At 48.8% G+C, this 19,691-nt stretch carries 16 protein-coding genes and 1 tRNA gene; 15 read left to right on the top strand and 2 right to left on the bottom strand.

Translation table 11 applies throughout. The features are described from left to right. The first annotated feature begins 2 nt into the window (after positions 1-2). The 14 genes from LACPH_RS08440 (at position 3) to LACPH_RS08375 (ending at position 17,308) form a co-directional block, all read left to right on the top strand. Positions 3-1,985 (top strand): S9 family peptidase, encoded by a 1,983-nt coding sequence (locus LACPH_RS08440; protein WP_306386638.1) that lies wholly within the window; start codon positions 3-5, stop codon positions 1,983-1,985. A gap of 2 nt (positions 1,986-1,987) precedes the next feature. After that, complete coding sequence (gene proC, locus LACPH_RS08435) at positions 1,988-2,785, top strand: pyrroline-5-carboxylate reductase (protein WP_306386637.1); 798 nt, start codon at positions 1,988-1,990, stop codon at positions 2,783-2,785. A gap of 110 nt (positions 2,786-2,895) precedes the next feature. Then, a complete protein-coding gene (gene nagA / locus LACPH_RS08430) occupies positions 2,896-4,041 on the top strand; it encodes an N-acetylglucosamine-6-phosphate deacetylase (protein ID WP_049170065.1) in 1,146 nt (381 codons plus the stop codon). A gap of 24 nt (positions 4,042-4,065) precedes the next feature. After that, the gene (locus tag LACPH_RS08425) at positions 4,066-4,767 is read left to right on the top strand and encodes a GntR family transcriptional regulator (RefSeq protein WP_010487601.1); all 702 of its coding nucleotides are present in this window, start codon (positions 4,066-4,068) and stop codon (positions 4,765-4,767) included. A 199-nt stretch (positions 4,768-4,966) separates the two neighbouring features. Further along, positions 4,967-6,430 (top strand): nicotinate phosphoribosyltransferase, encoded by a 1,464-nt coding sequence (locus LACPH_RS08420; protein WP_306387693.1) that lies wholly within the window; start codon positions 4,967-4,969, stop codon positions 6,428-6,430. 1 nt (position 6,431) lies between these two features. Beyond that, positions 6,432-7,628, top strand: coding sequence for a serine hydrolase domain-containing protein (locus tag LACPH_RS08415; RefSeq protein ID WP_306386636.1), 1,197 nt, complete (start codon positions 6,432-6,434; stop codon positions 7,626-7,628). Beyond that, complete coding sequence (gene nadE / locus LACPH_RS08410) at positions 7,628-8,455, top strand: NAD(+) synthase (protein WP_025012659.1); 828 nt, start codon at positions 7,628-7,630, stop codon at positions 8,453-8,455. The genes LACPH_RS08415 and nadE overlap by 1 nt, the downstream gene beginning before the upstream one ends. A 108-nt stretch (positions 8,456-8,563) precedes the next feature. Continuing rightward, positions 8,564-9,727 (top strand): serine hydrolase domain-containing protein, encoded by a 1,164-nt coding sequence (locus LACPH_RS08405; protein WP_370531174.1) that lies wholly within the window; start codon positions 8,564-8,566, stop codon positions 9,725-9,727. Between the two features lie 351 nt (positions 9,728-10,078). Then, complete coding sequence (locus tag LACPH_RS08400) at positions 10,079-12,742, top strand: cation-translocating P-type ATPase (protein ID WP_306386634.1); 2,664 nt, start codon at positions 10,079-10,081, stop codon at positions 12,740-12,742. Between the two features lie 59 nt (positions 12,743-12,801). After that, positions 12,802-13,239 carry a hypothetical protein gene (locus LACPH_RS08395; protein WP_087912361.1) on the top strand — a complete coding sequence of 146 codons (438 nt, stop codon included), beginning with the start codon at positions 12,802-12,804 and terminating at the stop codon, positions 13,237-13,239. A 718-nt stretch (positions 13,240-13,957) separates the two neighbouring features. Next, entirely contained in the window at positions 13,958-14,953 is a 996-nt protein-coding gene (trpX, locus tag LACPH_RS08390) for a tryptophan ABC transporter substrate-binding protein (protein ID WP_306386633.1), read from the top strand. Further along, positions 14,950-15,849: an ABC transporter permease gene (locus tag LACPH_RS08385; RefSeq protein ID WP_306386632.1), complete on the top strand. Its 900-nt coding sequence runs from the start codon at positions 14,950-14,952 to the stop codon at positions 15,847-15,849. The genes trpX and LACPH_RS08385 overlap by 4 nt, the downstream gene beginning before the upstream one ends. Further along, positions 15,842-16,594, top strand: coding sequence for an ABC transporter ATP-binding protein (locus LACPH_RS08380; RefSeq protein WP_306386631.1), 753 nt, complete (start codon positions 15,842-15,844; stop codon positions 16,592-16,594). The genes LACPH_RS08385 and LACPH_RS08380 overlap by 8 nt, the downstream gene beginning before the upstream one ends. A 261-nt stretch (positions 16,595-16,855) precedes the next feature. After that, a complete protein-coding gene (locus LACPH_RS08375) occupies positions 16,856-17,308 on the top strand; it encodes a SprT family protein (RefSeq protein WP_306386630.1) in 453 nt (150 codons plus the stop codon). On the opposite strand, the gene LACPH_RS08370 is transcribed toward LACPH_RS08375, so the two are convergent. Together LACPH_RS08370 and LACPH_RS08365 are read right to left on the bottom strand one after the other, a co-directional pair. Continuing rightward, positions 17,301-17,765, bottom strand: a complete 465-nt coding sequence (locus LACPH_RS08370; protein ID WP_049172311.1) for a GNAT family N-acetyltransferase — start codon at positions 17,763-17,765, stop codon at positions 17,301-17,303. The genes LACPH_RS08375 and LACPH_RS08370 overlap by 8 nt on opposite strands. Before the next feature lie 103 nt (positions 17,766-17,868). Then, positions 17,869-17,954: transfer RNA gene (locus LACPH_RS08365), tRNA-Leu, on the bottom strand. Positions 17,955-18,126: 172 nt separating this feature from the next. Between LACPH_RS08365 and LACPH_RS08360 the strand changes: the two genes are divergently transcribed. Next, positions 18,127-19,584 (top strand): ISNCY family transposase, encoded by a 1,458-nt coding sequence (locus LACPH_RS08360; RefSeq protein WP_306386520.1) that lies wholly within the window; start codon positions 18,127-18,129, stop codon positions 19,582-19,584. The last annotated feature ends 107 nt before the right edge of the window (positions 19,585-19,691 follow it).

The following is a 19,691-nucleotide window of genomic DNA, read 5'->3' as shown; positions in this document are numbered from 1 at the left end:
GCATGGCAATAAAAGCGACGGATCTTTTCAAATTGGTATCGTTATCGTATCCAATTGCGACAAATCGGGGCTATTTTTTTCAAGAAAACCGGATTTCGGAGGCGGACAATACCTATTACCAGCGGCTTTGTTTCGTGAATCCGCGTGGCCAGATGACCGTTTATGGGACTGACCAAAAGCACGACCGGCATCCTAAACTAAGCCCGGATCAGCAATGGTTGGCGTTCCTGAGCCAAGCTGCAGACAAAACAACGCAGGTCTTCCTGCAAGCAGTTGACGGCGGCGTGGCCCACCAGTTGACGGCTGAAGAAGAGGACGTGACGGATTTCGCTTGGCGATCTGATAGCAAGGCTGTTTTTCTTCAAACAACGATTGGTGCCAAAAAGAAGTTATCACAGGAAGATGCCAAAAAACCGCAGCCGGTGACGGTCACGCGCGCGCAGTATAAGCTCAATGGTGTCGGCTTGTTGCCGGAAAACGTGACTTACGAATTGCGGGTGCAGCAACGACGCCAAAAAACTAGCCACATCGTGATGCAGCGCCAGCATGACTTCCAAATTGGTGCAATCGCGCCGGACGGCAAAAAAATTGCGTTTGCGGCGGAACGGTTACCGGATGATCCCAACGACTTTAGCCAAGCTGCCTATTTGCTCGATTTAACCACGCAGCAGGTGACGATGGTGAATGAGCATTTGCCGCAAGCAGAATTAACCCCAGCAGCCTTTTCAGCGGATTCTCAACAATTGCTGCTGCATGGTTCTGACAATCATTTACCTAATGTGTCGCAAGGCCACTTATGGCATTACGATTTAGAGAGTCAGAAACTGCAGGACGTTGCTGATGACGTTGATTTTGACATTCCGGGCTATGTTAATGGTGACTTTCAGCAGGATCTATCAGGCAAAGTGGCCGATTTTGTCACAGCCGATTATTATCTGACGATTGGTTTTGACCACGGGAAGACGAGCCTATACGCTGGCGGACCGGATGAGCGCTTGACGCCGTTGATTGACGGTCGGCGTCACGTGACGGATTTTGCCTTGACACCTGATCACCGTGGCGTCGTGTTCACTGAAAGCACGATGACCATTCCGAGTCGATTAGTGTACTTTGATCTGGCCTCCGAAGAGGAAACGGTTTTATATGACCCAAATCGGCGGGTTACGCGCACGCTTGGGTTGGTTACGCCACAGACTTTTAATTTCAATCGTGCTGGGTTTGAAATTGAAGGCTGGTACTTCCCGCCGCAAAAAGCAGCCGCATCGCATCCGGCCATTTTATATGTGCATGGCGGCCCAGCAGTTGGTTATGGGTATACCTTCTTTCATGAAATGCAATATCTGGCTGCCAAGGGATATGGCGTCATCTGTCCCAACCCGCGGGGCGGATTAGGTTATGGTGAAGCGTTCACGGCAGCGGTTATTAAACATTACGGCCAGGATGACTATCAAGATTGCTTGGCCGCGGTTGATGAGGCCTTGAAATTGGATACGACCATTGATCCTGAGCGCTTATTTGTTGCCGGCGGTTCTTATGGCGGCTTCATGACGAATTGGATCGTGACCCACACACATCGCTTTAAAGCGGCCGTTACCCAGCGCTCGATTGCCAACTGGTTAAGTATGTATGGCACCAGCGACATCGGGTATTACTTTACGCCTTGGGAGCTGGAAGGCAAGTGGAGCGGCGATTTGTCAGACGTGCAAGGTCTTTGGGACTTCTCCCCCTTGGCACATATCGATTTTGCCAAAACACCGACGCTGGTGATGCATAGCGAAAACGATCAACGGTGTCCGATCGGCCAGGGTGAAGAATTTTATATCGGGTTGAAACTACATGGGGTTGAAACCAAATTCATGCGGTTCCCGAAATCAAATCATGACTTGTCTCGCAGTGGCTTACCCAACTTGCGGATCGCACGTCTAACCGCGATTACGGACTGGTTTGATGCCCACCAATCAAAACAAGAAGCTAAAGGAGAATAAGGATGACAATTGGATTTATCGGTGCCGGCAATATGGCGCAAGCGATCATTAACGGATTGTTAGCCAAAAAGGCCATCAATCCAGCGGACATTGTCGTTCACGGTGGTCACCCGCTGCATTATGAACCCTATGCAGCCAAAGTCGGCGTCAAAGCTTTAGACAGCAATCAGGCGGTTGCCGAAGCGGCCGATGTTGTTTTTCTGGCTGTTGCGCCGAAACTGGGTGCACCGATTTTAAGTGACATTGGAGAAACTTTGAAGAAACGCCACGTACCCGTGATTTCAATGTTAACTGGCGTTTCGTTGACGGCTTTAGAAGAAGCAGTGAACGATCATGATCAACCGATTTTACGGATCATGCCGAACGTGAATGTCGCGATTAATGCCGGCATGATTGCTTACGCCGCTAATGATGCGGTGGCCGGCCAACTGGATGGCCTTTTGGATTTGCTGAATGTTTTAGGCAAAACCATGTCGTTACCGGAAGACCAATTTTCAACGTTTGTGGCATTGGCAGGTTCCTCTCCGGCGTTTGTGTATTTGTTCATCGACAGTCTTGCCCGCGCCGGCGTCAAGTACGGCCTAGAAAAAAGTGAAGCAACTGCCATTGCTGCTCAAGCCGTCATGGGCAGTGCTAAAAATGTTCTGGCAAGTACCCAATCACCGTTTGACTTGATCGATCAGGTATCCAGCCCGGGCGGTACCACTGTTGCCGGATTGTTGGCCATGGAAGAAGCCGGGCTGATGTCCGCTGTGGTCAAAGGTGTCGATGCGACGATTGCCAAAGATCGACAGGAATGAAAAATAATTAAACTTCCTGTAAATACGAGGTAGGCCACCTTGCAACTCTGGTCTATACCGGTTATACTGGTTAGTGATAGTCAGGACATTAAATGATTAGGAGTGGTATTGTGACGGTTACGGTATTGAAACACGCAACAATTTATACAGGATTGGAACGCATTGAAGATGGGTATATCCGCTTTGACGACAAGATTCTGGCGGTTGGCGATATGTTTGATTACAAGGCTCAGGCTGGTGAACAGGTCGTTGACGTTCAAGGTAAAACATTGATACCGGGATTCATTGATGTCCATGCTCACGGCGGTTATGGTTTTGATGCTATGGATGGTGATGCCGATCAGATTGATGAAATGGCCACCAAAATGATGACGCACGAAGGGGTTACCACCCTTTTTGCCACCACGATGACACAATCAACCGAAAATATTGATAAGGCCATGCGCGGCGTGAAACAGGCAGCCGAACGCAATCGCATTATCCAGGGTGTCCACCTCGAAGGTCCCTTCATCAGCAAGGTCTTCAAGGGTGCTCAACCAGAAGAATATATCAAGAATCCTAATATCGATTTAGTTAAGCAATGGCAGGAATTATCCGGCGGTCTGGTTAAGCTGATCACTTACGCACCGGAAGATGAAGGTTCTCGCGAATTTGAAGATTATCTTTTAGCACACAACATTGTGCCATCAGTTGGCCACAGTAATGCGACGCGCGAACAGATGCTGCAAAGTAAAGCGACCCATGTGACTCATCTATACAATGCACAGCGTGGGTTACGTCACCGTGAGCCAGGCGTCACCGGCCACGCGATGCTTGAAGACAATATGTACTGCGAATTGATCTGCGACGGCTTCCATATTGTGCCTGACATGTTACGCTTGGCCTTTGATCAAAAAGGCCCGGAACGGATTGAATTGGTTACCGATTCAATGCGCAGCAAAGGGATGCCGGAAGGAAAAAGTGAATTAGGCGGCCAGACGGTGTATGTTAAAGACAAACAGGCGCGGCTAGCCGATGGTACGCTTGCCGGTTCCGTTTTAATGTACAAGGATGCCTTTAAAAATGCGATGAGCTTCATGGATGCTTCCCTGTTTGATGCGGTTGAAATGTCGTCAGTCAATCAGGCTCGCGAATTCAATCTGACGTCCAAAGGAACGCTTGAAGTTGGTAAGGATGCCGACATTAACATGTTGGATCGCAACCATGATCTCATTGCCACTTATAGTTATGGCGTCAAACATGACACTGAAGACTGAACCACGTATTGGAGATGATGATTGATGGAGGTACCGGTTTATATTCAAATTCATAACGCGATTCGGGCTGATATCGAAGCCGGAAAATGGCAGGTCGGCGATCGTATTCCTTCCGAACGCGATCTCGCGGTGACCTTTAATGTTTCCCGAATGACGTTGCGGCAGGCCATTCAAACTTTAGTCGACGAAGGTATTTTAGAACGGCGCGTGGGTTCCGGAACGTATGTCGCGAATCAAAAAGTTCAGGAAAAAATGTCCGGCGTAACCAGTTTCACGGATTTGATGCAGGCCCAAGGTAAGGTACCGTCCAGCAAAACGGTATCTTATCACGTGGCTCAGCCAACCAGCTCGGAAGTTGAGAAGCTGAAACTAGCCCCGGCTGAACAAGTGCTGCGAATGGAACGAATCCGCTATGCCGACAAGGTGCCGATCAGCTTTGAAACAGCTGCCGTGCCGTATGATTTGGTCAAGAACTTTACCAAAAAAGAAATGACGGCTAGTTTCTATCACACCTTGGAGAAAAAAGGCGGCTACGTTCTCGGCGGGGCACAACAAACCGTCAGCGCAATGTTAGCCAGCGAGCGGATTTCCGAATACTTGGCGATCAAGCGCGGCGATGCAATTCTACGGCTGCGGCAGGTTTCGTTCTTAAACGACGGCACACCGTTTGAATACGTCCGCACGCAGTATGTTGGCGAGCGATTTGAGTTTTATCTAGAACGGTAACGAACCAGTATTAGCGTGACCAAAGGGCCAGAAAACAGAATTTATTGTTTTCTGGCCTTTTGCGATGATGAGAAAAAAGGTACAGCATGCTTTCTGCAAAGCGGTCCGCAGTGGTATATAATCATTACCTATATGACTGAATTAAATGCTCAAAAGTTAACGTACGTTGTTTTTGTATGTTGCTGGAAGGGGAAAGATGATGGCTACGCAATTGGGTGAAGGACTGACACTCCACACCGATTTTTATGAATTGAATATGATGAACACCTTTTTTGAACGAGGTATTAGTGAACGTCACGCCGTATTTGAGGTTTTCTTTCGGGAATTACCATTTGGTTCTGGGTTTGCCGTATTTGCCGGTCTGGAGCATGTGATTGATTATCTCAATCACCTCAGCTTTTCCGAAGACGACTTGGCTTATCTTAAGGCGCAGACAAATTATTCGGATGCGTTTATCGATTACTTGCGAAAGTTTAAATTTAGCTGCACAGTGCGATCAGCTTTAGAAGGCGATCTGGTTTTCAATAATGAACCGATTTGGCAAATCGAAGGGCCACTGGCGCAGGCGCAGTTGGTTGAAACCGCTGTTTTGAACATGATCAATTATCAAACGCTTGTTGCCACCAAAGCGGCGCGAATTCGCAGTGTTGCCGGCGCTGACCCCTTGATGGAATTCGGTACGCGCCGGGCACAGGAAACCGCGGCTGCATTGTGGGGCACCCGGGCGGCATACATTGGCGGTTTTAACGCGACGAGTAATGTTTTGGCCGGTAAAGAGTTTGGTATCCCGATTAGCGGTACTCACGCGCATTCGCTGGTTCAAGCCTATGGTAACGACTACGATGCCTTTAAAGCGTATGCGCAGAGCAACAAGGACGTGGTTTTCTTAGTTGATACTTATGACACCTTGCGTTCCGGTGTTCCCGCGGCAATTAAAGTGGCTAATGAGTTTAAAGGCCGGATCAATTTCCTTGGCGTTCGGATTGACAGTGGCGATATGGCGTTTATTTCCAAGCGTGTGCGTCAGCAATTAGACGATGCCGGGTATACTTCAGCAAAAATTTATGCATCGAATGATCTCGATGAAAACACGATTCAAAACCTGAAAATGCAAGGTGCCAAAATTGACATCTGGGGTGTTGGTACGCGACTGATCACCGCGTACGACCAGCCAGCGTTGGGAGCTGTATTCAAACTTGTCTCGATTGAAGACGCCAGCGGTAAGATGCATGACACGATTAAGTTATCCAATAATGCCGAAAAGGTGTCGACGCCAGGCAAGAAACAGGTCTGGCGGATTACACGTCGGGATGACGGTAAGTCGGAAGGCGATTACGTAGCATTAGCTAATGAGCAAATTGACACAGATCGTAGCCTGTACATGTTCCACCCCAACTTCCCGTACATCAATAAAACAGTTAAAAACTTTGAAGCTAAGCCATTGCTGCAGCTGATTTATGATCGAGGAAAACAGGTTTATCAAACGCCGCCGCTTGCCGAGGTCCAGGCCTATGCCACCCGCAGCACCAATGCCTTGTGGGATGAATATCGGCGCATTTTGAATCCGCAAGACTATCCGGTCGACTTATCGCAGCGGGTGTGGGATAACAAGATGGACTTAATTAAAAAAGTGAAATCGGCGGTTGCTGACCGCGAGGAATAATATGAAACACGCAAAAAAATGGGGTTGGAAGCGCTGGCTGATTTTGGGACTCCTTGCTGGCCTCGTCATCGGCATCGCGGTTTATGGCAGTTATGATTACTTTTATCTCCGCCCGCAAACCGAAGCCAAAGAAGAACGCGCCCGGCGCAAGTATGAAACCGAGCTGAATCGGCATCGCGCGATCGAGCAACGCCTGCAAAATGCCACGCGTCAGGCAACGAGCACCACTGATCGGCTGATGCAACAGGTTATCCCTTCAGAAGCGCAACCTTTTTTAAAAAAACTGGAAGCCGATCATTTTAGCGGTACTGTTTTAATGATGCGCAAGGGAAAAGTGATCCTGAACACGGGGTTGGGTTATGCCGACGCTGAATCTGGTCGTTTGAACGGGCCTGAGAGTCTGTATCAAATTGGCTCGATTCAAAAAGGGCTCACTGCGGTCTTGCTCATGAAACTTGTGGAACAAGGCAAGGTACACCTGACGGATCCGATTAGTCGTTATTTGCCAGGCATTCGCACGGGCAAACAGGTAACGTTGCGGATGATGTTGGATATGCGAAGCGGTTTTTCATTGAAGCGGAATCAACCGACCCAACTATCAGATGCCGGAATTGTCCGGTGGTCGATCGCCAATTTGAATTATGGTGCGAAACAGTACGCGTATGAACCGGTTAATTTTGTTTTATTAGCCGGCGTGATTGAAAAAGTGACCGGTCATCTATATGCCGACTTAATTCAACAGGAAATATTTAAAAAGTTAAAGTTGACGCATTCAGGATTTATGCCTGAATTGTATCGTGAACCGAATCAATCATTTGGGTATAATGGTCCCAAGGCGAATCCTTATTCGCGCCGTTACGTCGAGCCGTCTTTGAATTATAATCGGGAATTGGGGACAGGTAATATTTACACGAGTGCCGGTGATTTATATCAGATTATGGCGGCCATCAATCAAGGCAAGATTATCAGGCGCTCATCGGTCGCCACATTACGTGATCTGAATCAAGGCCAATACACGGCGGGTGTGTATAATTTTGGCAACTACACGCTGACGCATGGCGTTGTGGCCGCACAATCAGCGGCAACTGTCATGGATAGCAGCGGTCAAAATGCGGTCGTGCTGTTGGCAAATACGGATCAGGTGACGCGGGATCTAGCCCAAGTACTTTATCATGACATGATTAAGGGAGTGAAGTAATGCGTCCATTACAAGCAAAGATTATTAAAGCATTAGGCGTACAGCCAACAATTGATCCTGAAACCGAGATTCGGCGGAGTATTGATTTTTTAAAAGACTATCTTAAGAAAAATACGTTTTTGAAAACATATGTGTTGGGAATCTCAGGTGGCCAAGACTCGACGCTTGCCGGGACGTTGACGGAAAAAGCCATGCAGGAGATGCGCGCCGAAACCGGCGATCAGGCGTATCAATTTGTGGCCGTTCGTCTACCTTATGGCGAACAAGCCGATGAGGCGGATGCCATGGCAGCCATTGACTTCATGCAGGCAGACGTGGTTAAACGGGTCAATATCAAACCTAGTGTCGATGCCATGGTCGCGGCAGTGGAAGCCAACGGATCAGCCATTTCCGATTTTAACAAGGGCAATATTAAAGCCCGAATGCGCATGATTGCCCAATACGCGATCGCCGGTAATATGTCCGGCGCCGTCATTGGCACGGATCATGCCGCGGAGGCGGTCACCGGTTTTTATACCAAATTTGGTGACGGCGGTGCTGATTTGACGCCGCTTTATCGCTTGGACAAACGCCAAGGTGCGGCTTTGCTGAAGACGCTGGGCGCACCAGCACATCTTTATCAAAAGGCGCCGACTGCCGATCTTGAAGACAATCGGCCGGCTTTGCCAGATGAAGTTGCGCTTGGCGTCAAATACAAGGACATCGATGATTATCTAGAAGGTAAGCAAGTGAGTGACCATGCTGCCGAGACGATCGAGCGTTGGTACCAGAAAACCGCACACAAGCGTCATCTGCCGATTACGGTTTTTGATACTTTTTGGAAATAAGCATGGCAAACAGCCAACATCAGAATTTTTCTCAAAGGTGTTATGGCTGTTTTTTTGCGCTGGTTTAAGGTATCTTTGGGACACATGACAAGGGGAGGTTGAAACGTGGTGCGTCATCGTTGGGTTCTTTGGTTAGGCATTTTGCTGTTGGGCGCAGTTTTAACGGGTGTTGTGACCTATGCGTGGCAGCATCATGTTGCCATGCCCGCAAAGCAGGCCAAGGTGTTGTCCTCGCAGCACCGTGAGCAGGCTGTCGACCGTAAAGCCGTGAAAACGGCAGCAACGCATTTTGATGAGCGTCTGGATCGGCCGATCGACACATCGGCGGGCAAATCGTTCAAAGAAACCTTAACGAACGATAAATTTATCGGCAGTGCTTTGATCATCAAACAAGGCGAAATTATCTTTAATGGCGGCGTGGGTTACGCCGATGCCGCAGCGAAACGGGTCAATGGGCCAACGACTTTATTTCAGATCGGTTCGATCCAGAAAGCAGTCACTGCGGTCGCCGTGATGCAGCTGGCTGAAGAAGGTAAGTTGCATTTGGATGATCCGGTGGGTAAGTATTTATCTGGCATCAAAACCGGTGATCAGGTGACATTGCGCATGATGATCGATATGCGCAGCGGTTTTGCCCTCAAAAAGTATCAGCCTTCCGTCATGGACGATGTTGGTATTATTCGCTGGGCAATCGGCAATATCACTTATCTGCCACAACGAAATTACGCATATCAGGCAGTTAATTACCTTTTGCTTGCCGGGGTAGTTGAAAAAGTCGCCGGTCGCTCTTACGAACAGCAAGTGAGAAGTACGATTATTGATCGGCTGGGACTCAAACACACCGGATTTTTGCCGGGAATGTTGACAGATGCCAACCGTTCGTTAACCTACACTGGGCCGGTGACGGATCCTTATCAAACATTCATTGGCGAACCCGAACTGTGGTACAACCGCGAGCTTGGTACTGGCAATATGTATACGACGGTTGCTGATCTGTATCGATTGCTGCGGGGCATCGATGATGGAAAAGTTTTGCCGTTATCAGCGCTAAAGACCTTGCGCAATCGCGATGACGGGGTTTATACGGCAGGTATTTATAATCATAGCGACTTTTACTCAACGAATGGCACCGTGGCCGGGCAAATGGCATCAACTGCTATTAGCCATGATGGCAAAGACGCCGTGATTTTGTTGAGTAATTATAATTCACATGCGCTCAATCTTCATGATGAAGCCGTTCGCTTGTTCCAAACGTTGCGGCAAAAGGGATAAGTTCGTTCTGTTTGTGAATTAGTTCGGCTTGCTGAAAAACGCGCTCACTGGCGCAGGAGTCTGCGAGTAAGGACCTTGATCGCAATGGCCAAGCCCGGGCCATAACGCCTGAGGACACTTACACTCCGACTTCTAAGCGCGCCAGTTCACGCTCTTGGGCTTGCGCAAGGCTGCTTTGACCTGATATACTTGAACCAACATAGGGGAGTAACTAGCAGAGCTTTTCTGCGACAACATCACCAACAAGGCTATGTCTGGTGTTGTCTTAAATAGTGAGACTTATGGATCTACTGCTGGTAGGCCATAAGTCTCTTTTTGGCTACCGGCCCAAACAAAGAAGGAGGCACTATTTTGGCAAAGAAACCGCCATATGCATTAAGCAGTCAAGAAGTTTTGCAAGAGGAACAAACCCAATTGACTGGACTATCTAAAGAAACGGCACAAACCCGGTTGGGTGAAAACGGGCCGAATGAACTGGCTCAAGCCGAGAAAAAGAGCATGTTGGCGCGCTTTTTGGATCAGTTCAAGGATTTCATGATCATTGTCTTGCTTGCCGCTGCTTTGATTGCCGGGTTCTTGTTGAGTGAATGGGCAGATGCCGGGATTATTTTGGCTGTTGTGTTACTGAATGCCGTTTTCGGCGTTTTCCAGGAAAGCAAGGCCGAAGAAGCGATTGACGCGCTCAAGGAGATGTCGACGCCGAATGCACACGTTCGGCGTGGCGATCAGGTTTTGACGATTCCAAGCAGTCAGCTGGTTCTGGGCGATATCGTGTTGCTGGAAGCTGGTGACGTGGTTCCTGCCGATTTACGGTTGGTGGAGAGCGCCAATCTAAAAATCGAAGAAAGTGCCTTAACAGGTGAAAGTGTGCCGGTTGATAAAACCACGGCACCGCTGGACGCTGATGACGTTGGCATCGGTGACCGAACCAATATGGCCTTCATGAACAGTAATATCACTTACGGACGTGGTGTCGGCGTCGTTGTTGCCACCGGAATGAAAACTGAAGTCGGCCGGATTGCCGGGATGATCAATGCCGCAGAAGAAACCACGACCCCGCTGCAGGAAAACCTTAAGAGTCTGGGTAAGACGCTGACCGTGATGATTCTGGTCATTGCAGTCATTGTGTTTGCAGTCGGTATTTGGCGGAATGCGGCAAGTCTGCCGGAAATGTTCTTAACGGCGGTGTCCTTGGCAGTTGCGGCTATTCCTGAAGGACTGCCAGCAATTGTAACGATTATTCTGGCACTGGGAACCCAGAAAATGGCCAAGCGCCACGCCTTGGTCCGCAAGCTGCCAGCTGTGGAAACTTTAGGTAGCACCGATATTATTGCCAGTGATAAAACCGGAACGCTGACGCAAAATAAAATGACCGTTGAAAAGGTTTATTACGACGGTCAGCTAAATAATGCCAGTGACGGCATCCACGGCGGCAATCCGCTGATGACCATTATGAATTTTGCTAATGATACGCAGGTTCAGGATGATGGTAAATTACTGGGGGATCCAACCGAAACCGCGCTGGTCGCATATGGGAAGACCCAATCGTTTGATCTGAATCACGCCTTGGCAGACGAACCGCGGATCGATGAAGTACCATTTGATTCTGAACGTAAATTGATGTCGACCCTTCATCGGCGGGCAGACGGCAAGATTCTGGTGACAACCAAGGGTGCGCCGGATGAATTGCTCAAGCGCGTGACTGAATTGGCCACCGGTGATCAGGCAGCACCGATGTCTGACAGCGAACGTGATGCCATTTTAAAGGCCAATAAAGATATGGCCACCCAGGCTTTGCGGGTGTTGGGCATGGCGTATAAGGTCATTGATGCAGTTCCTGAACCGGTCAATTCGGAGACAGTTGAAAATAATCTGATTTTCGCCGGTTTGGTTGGGATGATCGATCCGGAGCGGCCTGAAGCAGAAGCAGCGGTTGCAGAAGCAAAATCAGCCGGGATTCGGCCAATGATGATTACCGGCGATCACCGCGATACTGCTGAAGCAATTGCGGTTCGGCTGGGGATCATTGATCAAGGCGATGATGATGCTGTCATTACCGGCGCCGAACTTGATCAGCAAAGTGACGAAGAATTTGCCAAAAATGTTGGTAAATACAGCGTTTATGCACGAGTGGCACCAGAGCATAAAGTTCGGATTGTCAACGCCTGGCAGAAAAAAGGTAAAGTTGTTGCGATGACCGGTGACGGTGTCAATGATGCGCCTGCTTTGAAGGCCGCCGATATCGGCATTGGCATGGGGATCACCGGCACAGAAGTTTCCAAGGGTGCCTCTGACATGGTGCTAGCCGATGACAACTTCGCCACGATCGTTGTGGCCGTTGAAGAAGGCCGAAAAGTCTTTTCCAACATTCAAAAGGCGATTCAATACCTGTTGTCCGCCAACCTTGGCGAAGTACTGACGTTGTTCATGATGACCATGCTTGGCTGGGATATCCTGGCACCGGTGCACATTCTTTGGATTAACTTGGTGACGGATACCTTCCCCGCGATTGCTCTTGGGGTTGAACCGACAGAGCCAGGGATCATGAAGCAAAAGCCACGCGGTCGCAAATCCAACTTCTTCTCAGGCGGCGTCGGTCCAGCGGTCATCTGGCAGGGTATTCTTGAAGGCTTACTGACCTTAGGCGTTTACTGGTTTGCCATCACGTATCCGGTTCACAGTGGTCAAGCAGCGATGCATGCGGACGCATTGACGATGGCGTATGCTACTTTGGGCTTGATTCAGCTCTTCCATGCCTTTAACGTCAAAAGCATTCATCAAAGCCTCTTCACAGTTGGTGCCTTCAGAAATAAAGCTTTCAACTGGGCAATCCTTGCTTCCTTTGTGTTGTTGGCTGTCACCATTCTGGTACCGGGATTCAATGGACTCTTCCACGTGACAACGCTGGATTGGCACCAATGGTTAACGGTTTTAAGTGCCGGGGTTACCATGATTGTGCTCGTCGAAATCGTCAAGATCTTCGAACGTGCTCGGCGCAAGCGGCGCGGTCTGTAAATCTTCAGCATTCGGAAAAAATTGATGGATTAGTTTTCAAGAGAGGATTCGTGCTTTTCATGAACAAGCAACAAATTAAAATGGCGCACTATGGTACCACGATCAATGATGTGGTGGAACAAACCCAGGACAATCAGGAAAAGATGGCGCCTTTGTTTGAGCCATTACGTGAAGCGATTGATGCCGGCAAATTGGCCGATTATGATCAGGACACCTATGATGACACGCGGGTCGTGTTTCGTGAGGGTACCGATGCTTACAAAAAGTTACTCACTCGATTGCAAGAAGTCGCGGTTCCTGCACGGTTGGTCGGGCCACACCGTACACTAATTCACAACTTTGCGACCTTCACGGAGGCGTGTGAAGCCATGACCGAAAGCCTCAAGTCTGACTTAGAAGTGGATGTCACAGCGTTTAATGCAGCCGAAAAAGCGCAAGACGAAGCGATCCAAAAATTCACCAAGCAAATTCAAAAGATTTCAGCGATCTTACAGTGATTTTTCTTCGTGAAAAGGATCATTTTCGCTTGACATGAGAAGTTTGCTCACGTATCTTTAATTTACCAACTTATTTCAAGTTTAAATGAATGGAGGAAACCAACATGAAAGCACTGCTTACCTTAAAAACTTGGCAAAGCCAACTTTAGGTAGGTTGCAGACGCAACCTGCCAGACGCGCAGGTTGTGTCTATGTTGGCTTCTGATCAATTCGTCCGCATAGATACCCCACAACGGGACTATGCGGTTTTTTATTTGCCGCGAAGGTCTAAACCTGCCGCGGCAATTTTTGTGTGAGCGTGAGCCGGCGCGCTTAGGGGTCGGAGTGTAAGTGGCCTCAGGCGTGATGGCCCGAACTTAGGCCATTGCGACTGAGGTCCTTACACGCAGACCCCTGCGCCGGGGAACGCGTTATAGAAAGCTGAGCGTGAGCCAGCCCGGTTAGAAACCGGAGTGTAAGCGGCCTTGGACCTGATGGCTGGGCTTTGGCCATTGCGGCCAAGGCCCTTACACGCAGGTTTCTGGGCTGGCGAACGCGTTATAGAAAACGGAAGCAGGATTTATCGACTAGACGTCATTAGAACTAGCTGCCATGGTTGGAAAGGCATAAGCCGTGGCGACCACAAGACCTTTACATGTCGATAAACGTGTCACGGCTCGACACACACAACAACCTCATCACAACCAACCAAAAATTACAACAAATTGGAGGAACCCGCATGAAGCGAATGCTTGGATTGATCATCATCATCTTCGGCTTTTTAGGCATTGCCTATTTTCAAAGTGGTACCACAACGCAACAAACGCAAAGCAAACCAACTGTGGGCATTTTGCAGCTGACGACTCACCCGGCGTTAGATGCAATTCATAAAGGCATTATTTCAGGACTAAAAGATAAAGGCTACGTTAACGGGAAAAACATTAAGATCGACTTCCAGAATGCCGAAAACGATCAGAGCAATCTGAAGTCAATGTCGGAACGTTTTACCGAAGAGAATGCGGCGGCTACTGTGGGGATTGCAACGCCAGCAGCTCAGGCACTGGCCAATGTTAACCAGAAAACGCCGATCATTCTTGGTGCCATTACCGATCCGGTGGCGGCTAAATTGGTCAAAAATGTCAAGAAACCGGGTGGTAATATCACCGGCGTTTCGGACCAGGCGCCGATTGCCGCCCAATTGAAGCTGATTCGCCAGATCATGCCTGACGCCAAAACGCTGGGCGTGATTGCCACTTCTAGCGACGACTCAGCCCAGACACAAGCTAAAATGGTGGCAAAACTCGGACCAAAAGAAGGGTTTACGGTGAAACGGTATGCCATTAGTTCCACCAATGATTTAAACCAAGTGGCAAGTCAAATGGTCAGCCAAGTCGATGCCGTTTTCGTGCCGACTGACAACACGGTCGCCAGCGCGATGCAAACACTGGTTGCGGCGGCCAATGCGCGCAAAGTGCCGATTTTCCCGACTGTCGATACAATGGTTAAACAAGGCGGGGTCGCCACGATCGGGATCAATCAGTTTCATCTAGGTGTCGTAACCGGACACATGTTGGCGGATGTTTTAAAAGGCAAAGCCAAACCCGCAACGACGCCTATTCATTTTGAAAAAACAGGCGAGCTTATTTTAAACGAGAAACAGGCAAAACAGTTAGGGTTGACCTTACCTAGTGCGTTAGTCAAACAGGCAGAGACGAAAGGAACGGTGATCAAATGAGTTTAGGCGTTTCGGCAATTGGTCAAGGATTACTTTATGGATTAATTGGCTTGGGATTGTTTTTGACTTTCCGTGTGCTTGATTTTCCTGATATGACGGTTGAAGGGACTTTCCCGTTTGGGGCGGCAGTCGCGGTTAGTGCGATTACCCATGGCATTTCGCCGATCATTGCGACACTACTTGCTACCGGAGCAGGGATGCTGGCGGGCTTGGCAACAGGCTTATTAACGACAAAGGGACGAATTCCGGTATTGCTCGCTGGTATTTTGGTTATGACTGGCTTGTTTTCGATTAACTTACGAATTATGGGGCGGGCGAACTTATCCTTGTTGCACCAAGCCAATCTTTTTCAGGAATCGTTTTTGAAGGATCTGCCGCCATACTTTAACAGCGTTGTGATTGGGTTGGTGGTTGCGGTCGTTGTCGTCGGATTACTTATGCTGTTTTTAAACACCCAGTTGGGCCAAGGCTTCATTGCTGCCGGAGATAATCCGAACATGGCGCGTAGTTTGGGGATTGATCCTGATCATCAAATGGTGCTTGGCTTAACGGTTGGGAATGGGCTTGTCGGACTTGCCGGGGGCCTGTTAGCGCAGAACAATGGCTATGCGGATGTCAATATGGGCATCGGGATCATTGTTATCGGGCTTGCTGCCATCATCATCGGTGAAGTCGTTTTCGGTGAACTGACCTTGTCACAGCGCTTGGTCGCCGTGATTCTGGGCAGTATTCTATACCGGTTTGTTCTGCTAGTGGTTTTGGCACTGGGATTCAACGCCGACGACCTGAAATTGATTTCGGCAGTGGTCCTAGCCGTTGCCATCATGGTACCGCAAATCGATCATCAACTGCGATTACGGCGAGTTTTGCAAAAAGGGGTGCAGGCACATGGCTGAATTAATATTAGATCACGTCACAGTCAATGTACCGGTCGCAACGGAAGTAAAAACCTTGCTTCAAGACGTGACGTTAACGGTCAAAACCGGTGATTTCGTAACAGTCTTAGGCCATAACGGCGCAGGAAAATCGACGCTGTTTAACGCCATTACCGGTGATCTGCCGGTGAGCGGAGGAACGGTGACCTTAGCCGGTAAAAAGTTGAATGGCCAACGTCCCGAGCAACGGGCGCGTCACATTGCCCGAGTCTTCCAAGATCCAAAAATGGGCACAGCCCCGCGGATGACGGTCGCCGAAAACTTGCTATTAGCCAGTCACCGTGGCCAGCGCTTAAGTTTGCGCTCACGGGGACTTACTGCCCAAAAGGAGCGGCTGAAAGAACTTGCGGCCAAAACCGGGAATGGTCTGGCTGAAGCGCTTGATAAGCCGACTGAACAACTTTCTGGCGGGCAACGGCAGGCACTGAGTCTGTTAATGGCCACTATGCGAGAGCCTGATCTGCTATTACTTGATGAACACACGGCAGCACTGGACCCGCACACGAGCCAATCAATCATGACGCTGACTAACGAAATTGTTTCGGATCAACATTTAACCTGCTTAATGATTACCCATCAAGTCGAAGATGCGTTACGCTATGGCACGCGCTTAATCGTTTTAGATGCCGGCCAAATTGTGGCTGATTTTGATCAAAAGAGAAAAGCTGCGCTAACCCGTGAGGATGTGTTGGCGTTCTTTAGCTAAAGAATATTTTTTAGCTAATTGAAGCATTCAAGTAAGTTCGTCTCGGCGCATTATGAATGCGGTGCGCGTGAGTCAGATTCAATTTTAGAATGACGAAAAAATCGGTTACGGATGATCGTGCACATCAACCATGCATGAACATCTGGAACCGATTTTTGTATTGCTGGTATAGATTGTTTGTGAGCAGGTTAGCGGTCAGCGTCAGTCGTGCAATCGAGCATCACTTGATGTACACTGTTGGCTCGGAGGTAATGTTCAACGATGACAAACCAAGAACTACAGGCACGCGTGGAGGCAATTTCCATGGCGGCATTTCACCAACCGTTCCGCCACCATGCCATTTTCAATGCCCGGCTAAAAACAACCGGCGGCCGGTTTCATCCAGCTGACATGAATTTGGACTTTAACCCCAAACTCTTTGCCGCTTATCCCCCGGCAATCACCGATGGCATCATCAAGCATGAACTGGTGCACTATCATTTGTACGCCCAGCATCGCGGGTACCAACACCGCGATCATGATTTCCGCCAATTACTGGCAGCAGTTGGCGGGTCCCGCTTTGCTCCGCCGCTGCCCACGACCGGCCGTCAATATATCTATGTTTGTACGCAATGCGGCCGGCAATTCATTCGTCGGCGGCGGATTGACGTCAAACGGTATGCCTGTGGCCACTGCCGCGGCAAGTTGCGACTACAAAAAACGGAGATCAATTGAGTGGCTTTTGTAACGTTAAATTGACTGGTTCAAAACCGGCCTTGGCGTATACTTCACGAGCCGTCTTATTAGCACTGAGGACATTGAGTTGGATAAAAGATGCCTGGTGACTTTTGGCAAAAGCCGCAACCGCCGCCATCAGCTGCTTCGCCAAGCCGTGATGACGCTGATCAGGGATGACAAAGAGATCGATGAGTTGGGCAAAATGTTGCGGCACAAATTCAGGACTGGCACTGGTTTGTGCTAAGACAACCAAGGCAAAACCGGTAAGTTTCCCATGACTTTCGGTCACAAATAACCGGGCAAGGTCGTTTTGCAGATAATCGGCAAAATATTGGCGGTTATCAGTGGCTAATGGTCGATACGTGTCCGGCGCCAATGTCGCCATTTCCGTTGTAAGCTGTTGGTAAAGATCCACGATTGCAGACAGATCAACAAATTGGGCTTCACGAAGCATTTTAAGTTACTCCTATCTCATTCGAATTAAGCGGTTACGGATAACCAATCATTAAAAAAGATCCGATCAACAAGTTATCGTTGTTGGTCGGATCTTTTTACACTGCGGGCAAGAAGACTCGAACTTCCATGAGCAAAAATGCTCACAAGATCCTTAATCTTGCGCGTCTACCAATTCCGCCATGCCCGCATGGCTATTTAAGCACAAGAAATATTATAGAAAATCAGATGATCAAAGTCAACAAAAATTTACTATTCGGTTGAACCCGTGTCGACCGCAAGCGATATTGTCTTAAGTAAGCAGTTAGCCAAAGTGTCACAAAAACTGTAACCTCTTAGAAGATACATCTAGGAGGAATCACATGAAGAAGGTTGTCTTAACAATGAAAGAAGAAGAACGTTACCGAGTCATCAAAGCAGTGGTCAATGGTAAGACCTCCGTGCAACGCGCAGCCGTTAAGCTCAAGCGCTCCGAACGAACCATCTACCGATTGATCAAGCTTTACAAGCAACAAGGCAAAGACGGCTTTATCCATGGCAATGCCGGTCGTGAGCCCGCCAACAAACGCAACGCGCAACTCGAACGCCAGATTATTCGTCTGTACACCAACAAGTATGCCGGATTCAACATCGCCCATTTTCACGAGTTCTTAACCACTGCCGAACAAATCGCCATCTCCGAATCCTCACTCCGGCTCTTATTCAGACACCACCACATTCTCTCACCCAAAGCCCATAAAGCCACCAAGCGCCGAGTCAAGCGTGAATTAAAAGAAAAAGAAAAGAAGTCCAAGCTCCTATCCAAACGTGATGAAGCCACCTTGTCAGCCATCGAGGTCGTTGAAAACATCAAAGCCCATCCAGAACGTCCTCGGAAACATTATTCTGGTGAACAGGTACAAATGGATGCTTCCTGGGAGTATTGGTTTGGTACTCAAAAAACCACCTTACACGCAGCCATTGATGATCAGTCCGGGAACGTTGTCGGCGGCTACTTTGCCAAACAAGAAACACTCAGCGGCTATTATCATGTGTTTGCCCAAGTCCTTCGCGATTATGGCGCTCCAGCAGAATTCCTAACGGATCGGCGCACCGTGTTTAACAGCAACAAAAAAGAGGGCTCACCTTCGACCGAGAACCCTCTTACACGTTTCGGTTATGCCTGCCAGACACTTGGAACAGAACTTTCGGTCACCAGTATTCCGCAAGCCAAAGGCCGCATAGAACGTCTTCTGGAGACTTTTCAAGATCGGCTCACAAGTGAACTGCGGTTGCATAACATCACCACAATCGCAGATGCCAATCGGTTTTTGGTCGGCTTTATCAAGCGTTACAATGACCGCTTCGCATCTACCATCAAAAGTAGCATGTCGGTGTTTGATAAGCAACTAACACCCAAGGAAATTGACAATATTTTGATCATTGCCAATGAACGCAGCATCGGCCACGGACATTGTGTTCGCTTTGATAACAAACGCTATCTGCCACACCGGAATGGCGAATTGGTTTATTTACCCCCGCATACAAAGGTCTTAGTCATCAAAAGCTTCACGGGCAGACTTTATATGACCACTGATGATGACCAGGTGTACGACCTTTTCTGTGTGCCAAAAGAACAGTTCATGTCAGCCAAATTCGATCTTACGCCAGCTGCGGCACCAACTCCTAAACGAACCAAGAAAATCCCGGCAATCACGCATCCGTGGCGCCGCGCTAACTATCGCGATTACCTTGATTCTCTTGGCATTAACAGGACAAGGGTTAAACAGTTGGTCGCCGAACGATATCCATACAAGAATTCACAAGCGATTCAAGTCTAATTAGGATCATCTCGCGTCCAGTTTTCGGACGCATGTTTTATGGAATTTACTGTCAAAGTCGAAAATCGCTTGACACAAAAATTTACTATTCGGTTGAACCCGTAGAG

Source organism: Lacticaseibacillus parahuelsenbergensis, assembly GCF_030770265.1.
In the GTDB taxonomy this organism is placed as follows: Bacteria; Bacillota; Bacilli; order Lactobacillales; family Lactobacillaceae; genus Lacticaseibacillus; species Lacticaseibacillus casei.
This window is presented reverse-complemented; position numbering and strand designations above follow the sequence as displayed.

Bases quoted from the DNA above. Each gene is read 5' to 3' on its own strand.
- LACPH_RS08440 (WP_306386638.1), top strand. From the start codon at position 3: ATGGCAATAAAAGCGACGGATCTTTTCAAATTGGTATCGTTATCGTAT.
- proC (WP_306386637.1), top strand. From the start codon at position 1,988: ATGACAATTGGATTTATCGGTGCCGGCAATATGGCGCAAGCGATCATT.
- LACPH_RS08425 (WP_010487601.1), top strand. From the start codon at position 4,066: ATGGAGGTACCGGTTTATATTCAAATTCATAACGCGATTCGGGCTGAT.
- LACPH_RS08420 (WP_306387693.1), top strand. From the start codon at position 4,967: ATGGCTACGCAATTGGGTGAAGGACTGACACTCCACACCGATTTTTAT.
- LACPH_RS08415 (WP_306386636.1), top strand. From the start codon at position 6,432: ATGAAACACGCAAAAAAATGGGGTTGGAAGCGCTGGCTGATTTTGGGA.
- nadE (WP_025012659.1), top strand. From the start codon at position 7,628: ATGCGTCCATTACAAGCAAAGATTATTAAAGCATTAGGCGTACAGCCA.
- LACPH_RS08395 (WP_087912361.1), top strand. From the start codon at position 12,802: ATGAACAAGCAACAAATTAAAATGGCGCACTATGGTACCACGATCAAT.
- trpX (WP_306386633.1), top strand. From the start codon at position 13,958: ATGAAGCGAATGCTTGGATTGATCATCATCATCTTCGGCTTTTTAGGC.
- LACPH_RS08385 (WP_306386632.1), top strand. From the start codon at position 14,950: ATGAGTTTAGGCGTTTCGGCAATTGGTCAAGGATTACTTTATGGATTA.
- LACPH_RS08380 (WP_306386631.1), top strand. From the start codon at position 15,842: ATGGCTGAATTAATATTAGATCACGTCACAGTCAATGTACCGGTCGCA.
- LACPH_RS08375 (WP_306386630.1), top strand. From the start codon at position 16,856: ATGACAAACCAAGAACTACAGGCACGCGTGGAGGCAATTTCCATGGCG.
- LACPH_RS08370 (WP_049172311.1), bottom strand. From the start codon at position 17,765: ATGCTTCGTGAAGCCCAATTTGTTGATCTGTCTGCAATCGTGGATCTT.
- LACPH_RS08360 (WP_306386520.1), top strand. From the start codon at position 18,127: ATGAAGAAGGTTGTCTTAACAATGAAAGAAGAAGAACGTTACCGAGTC.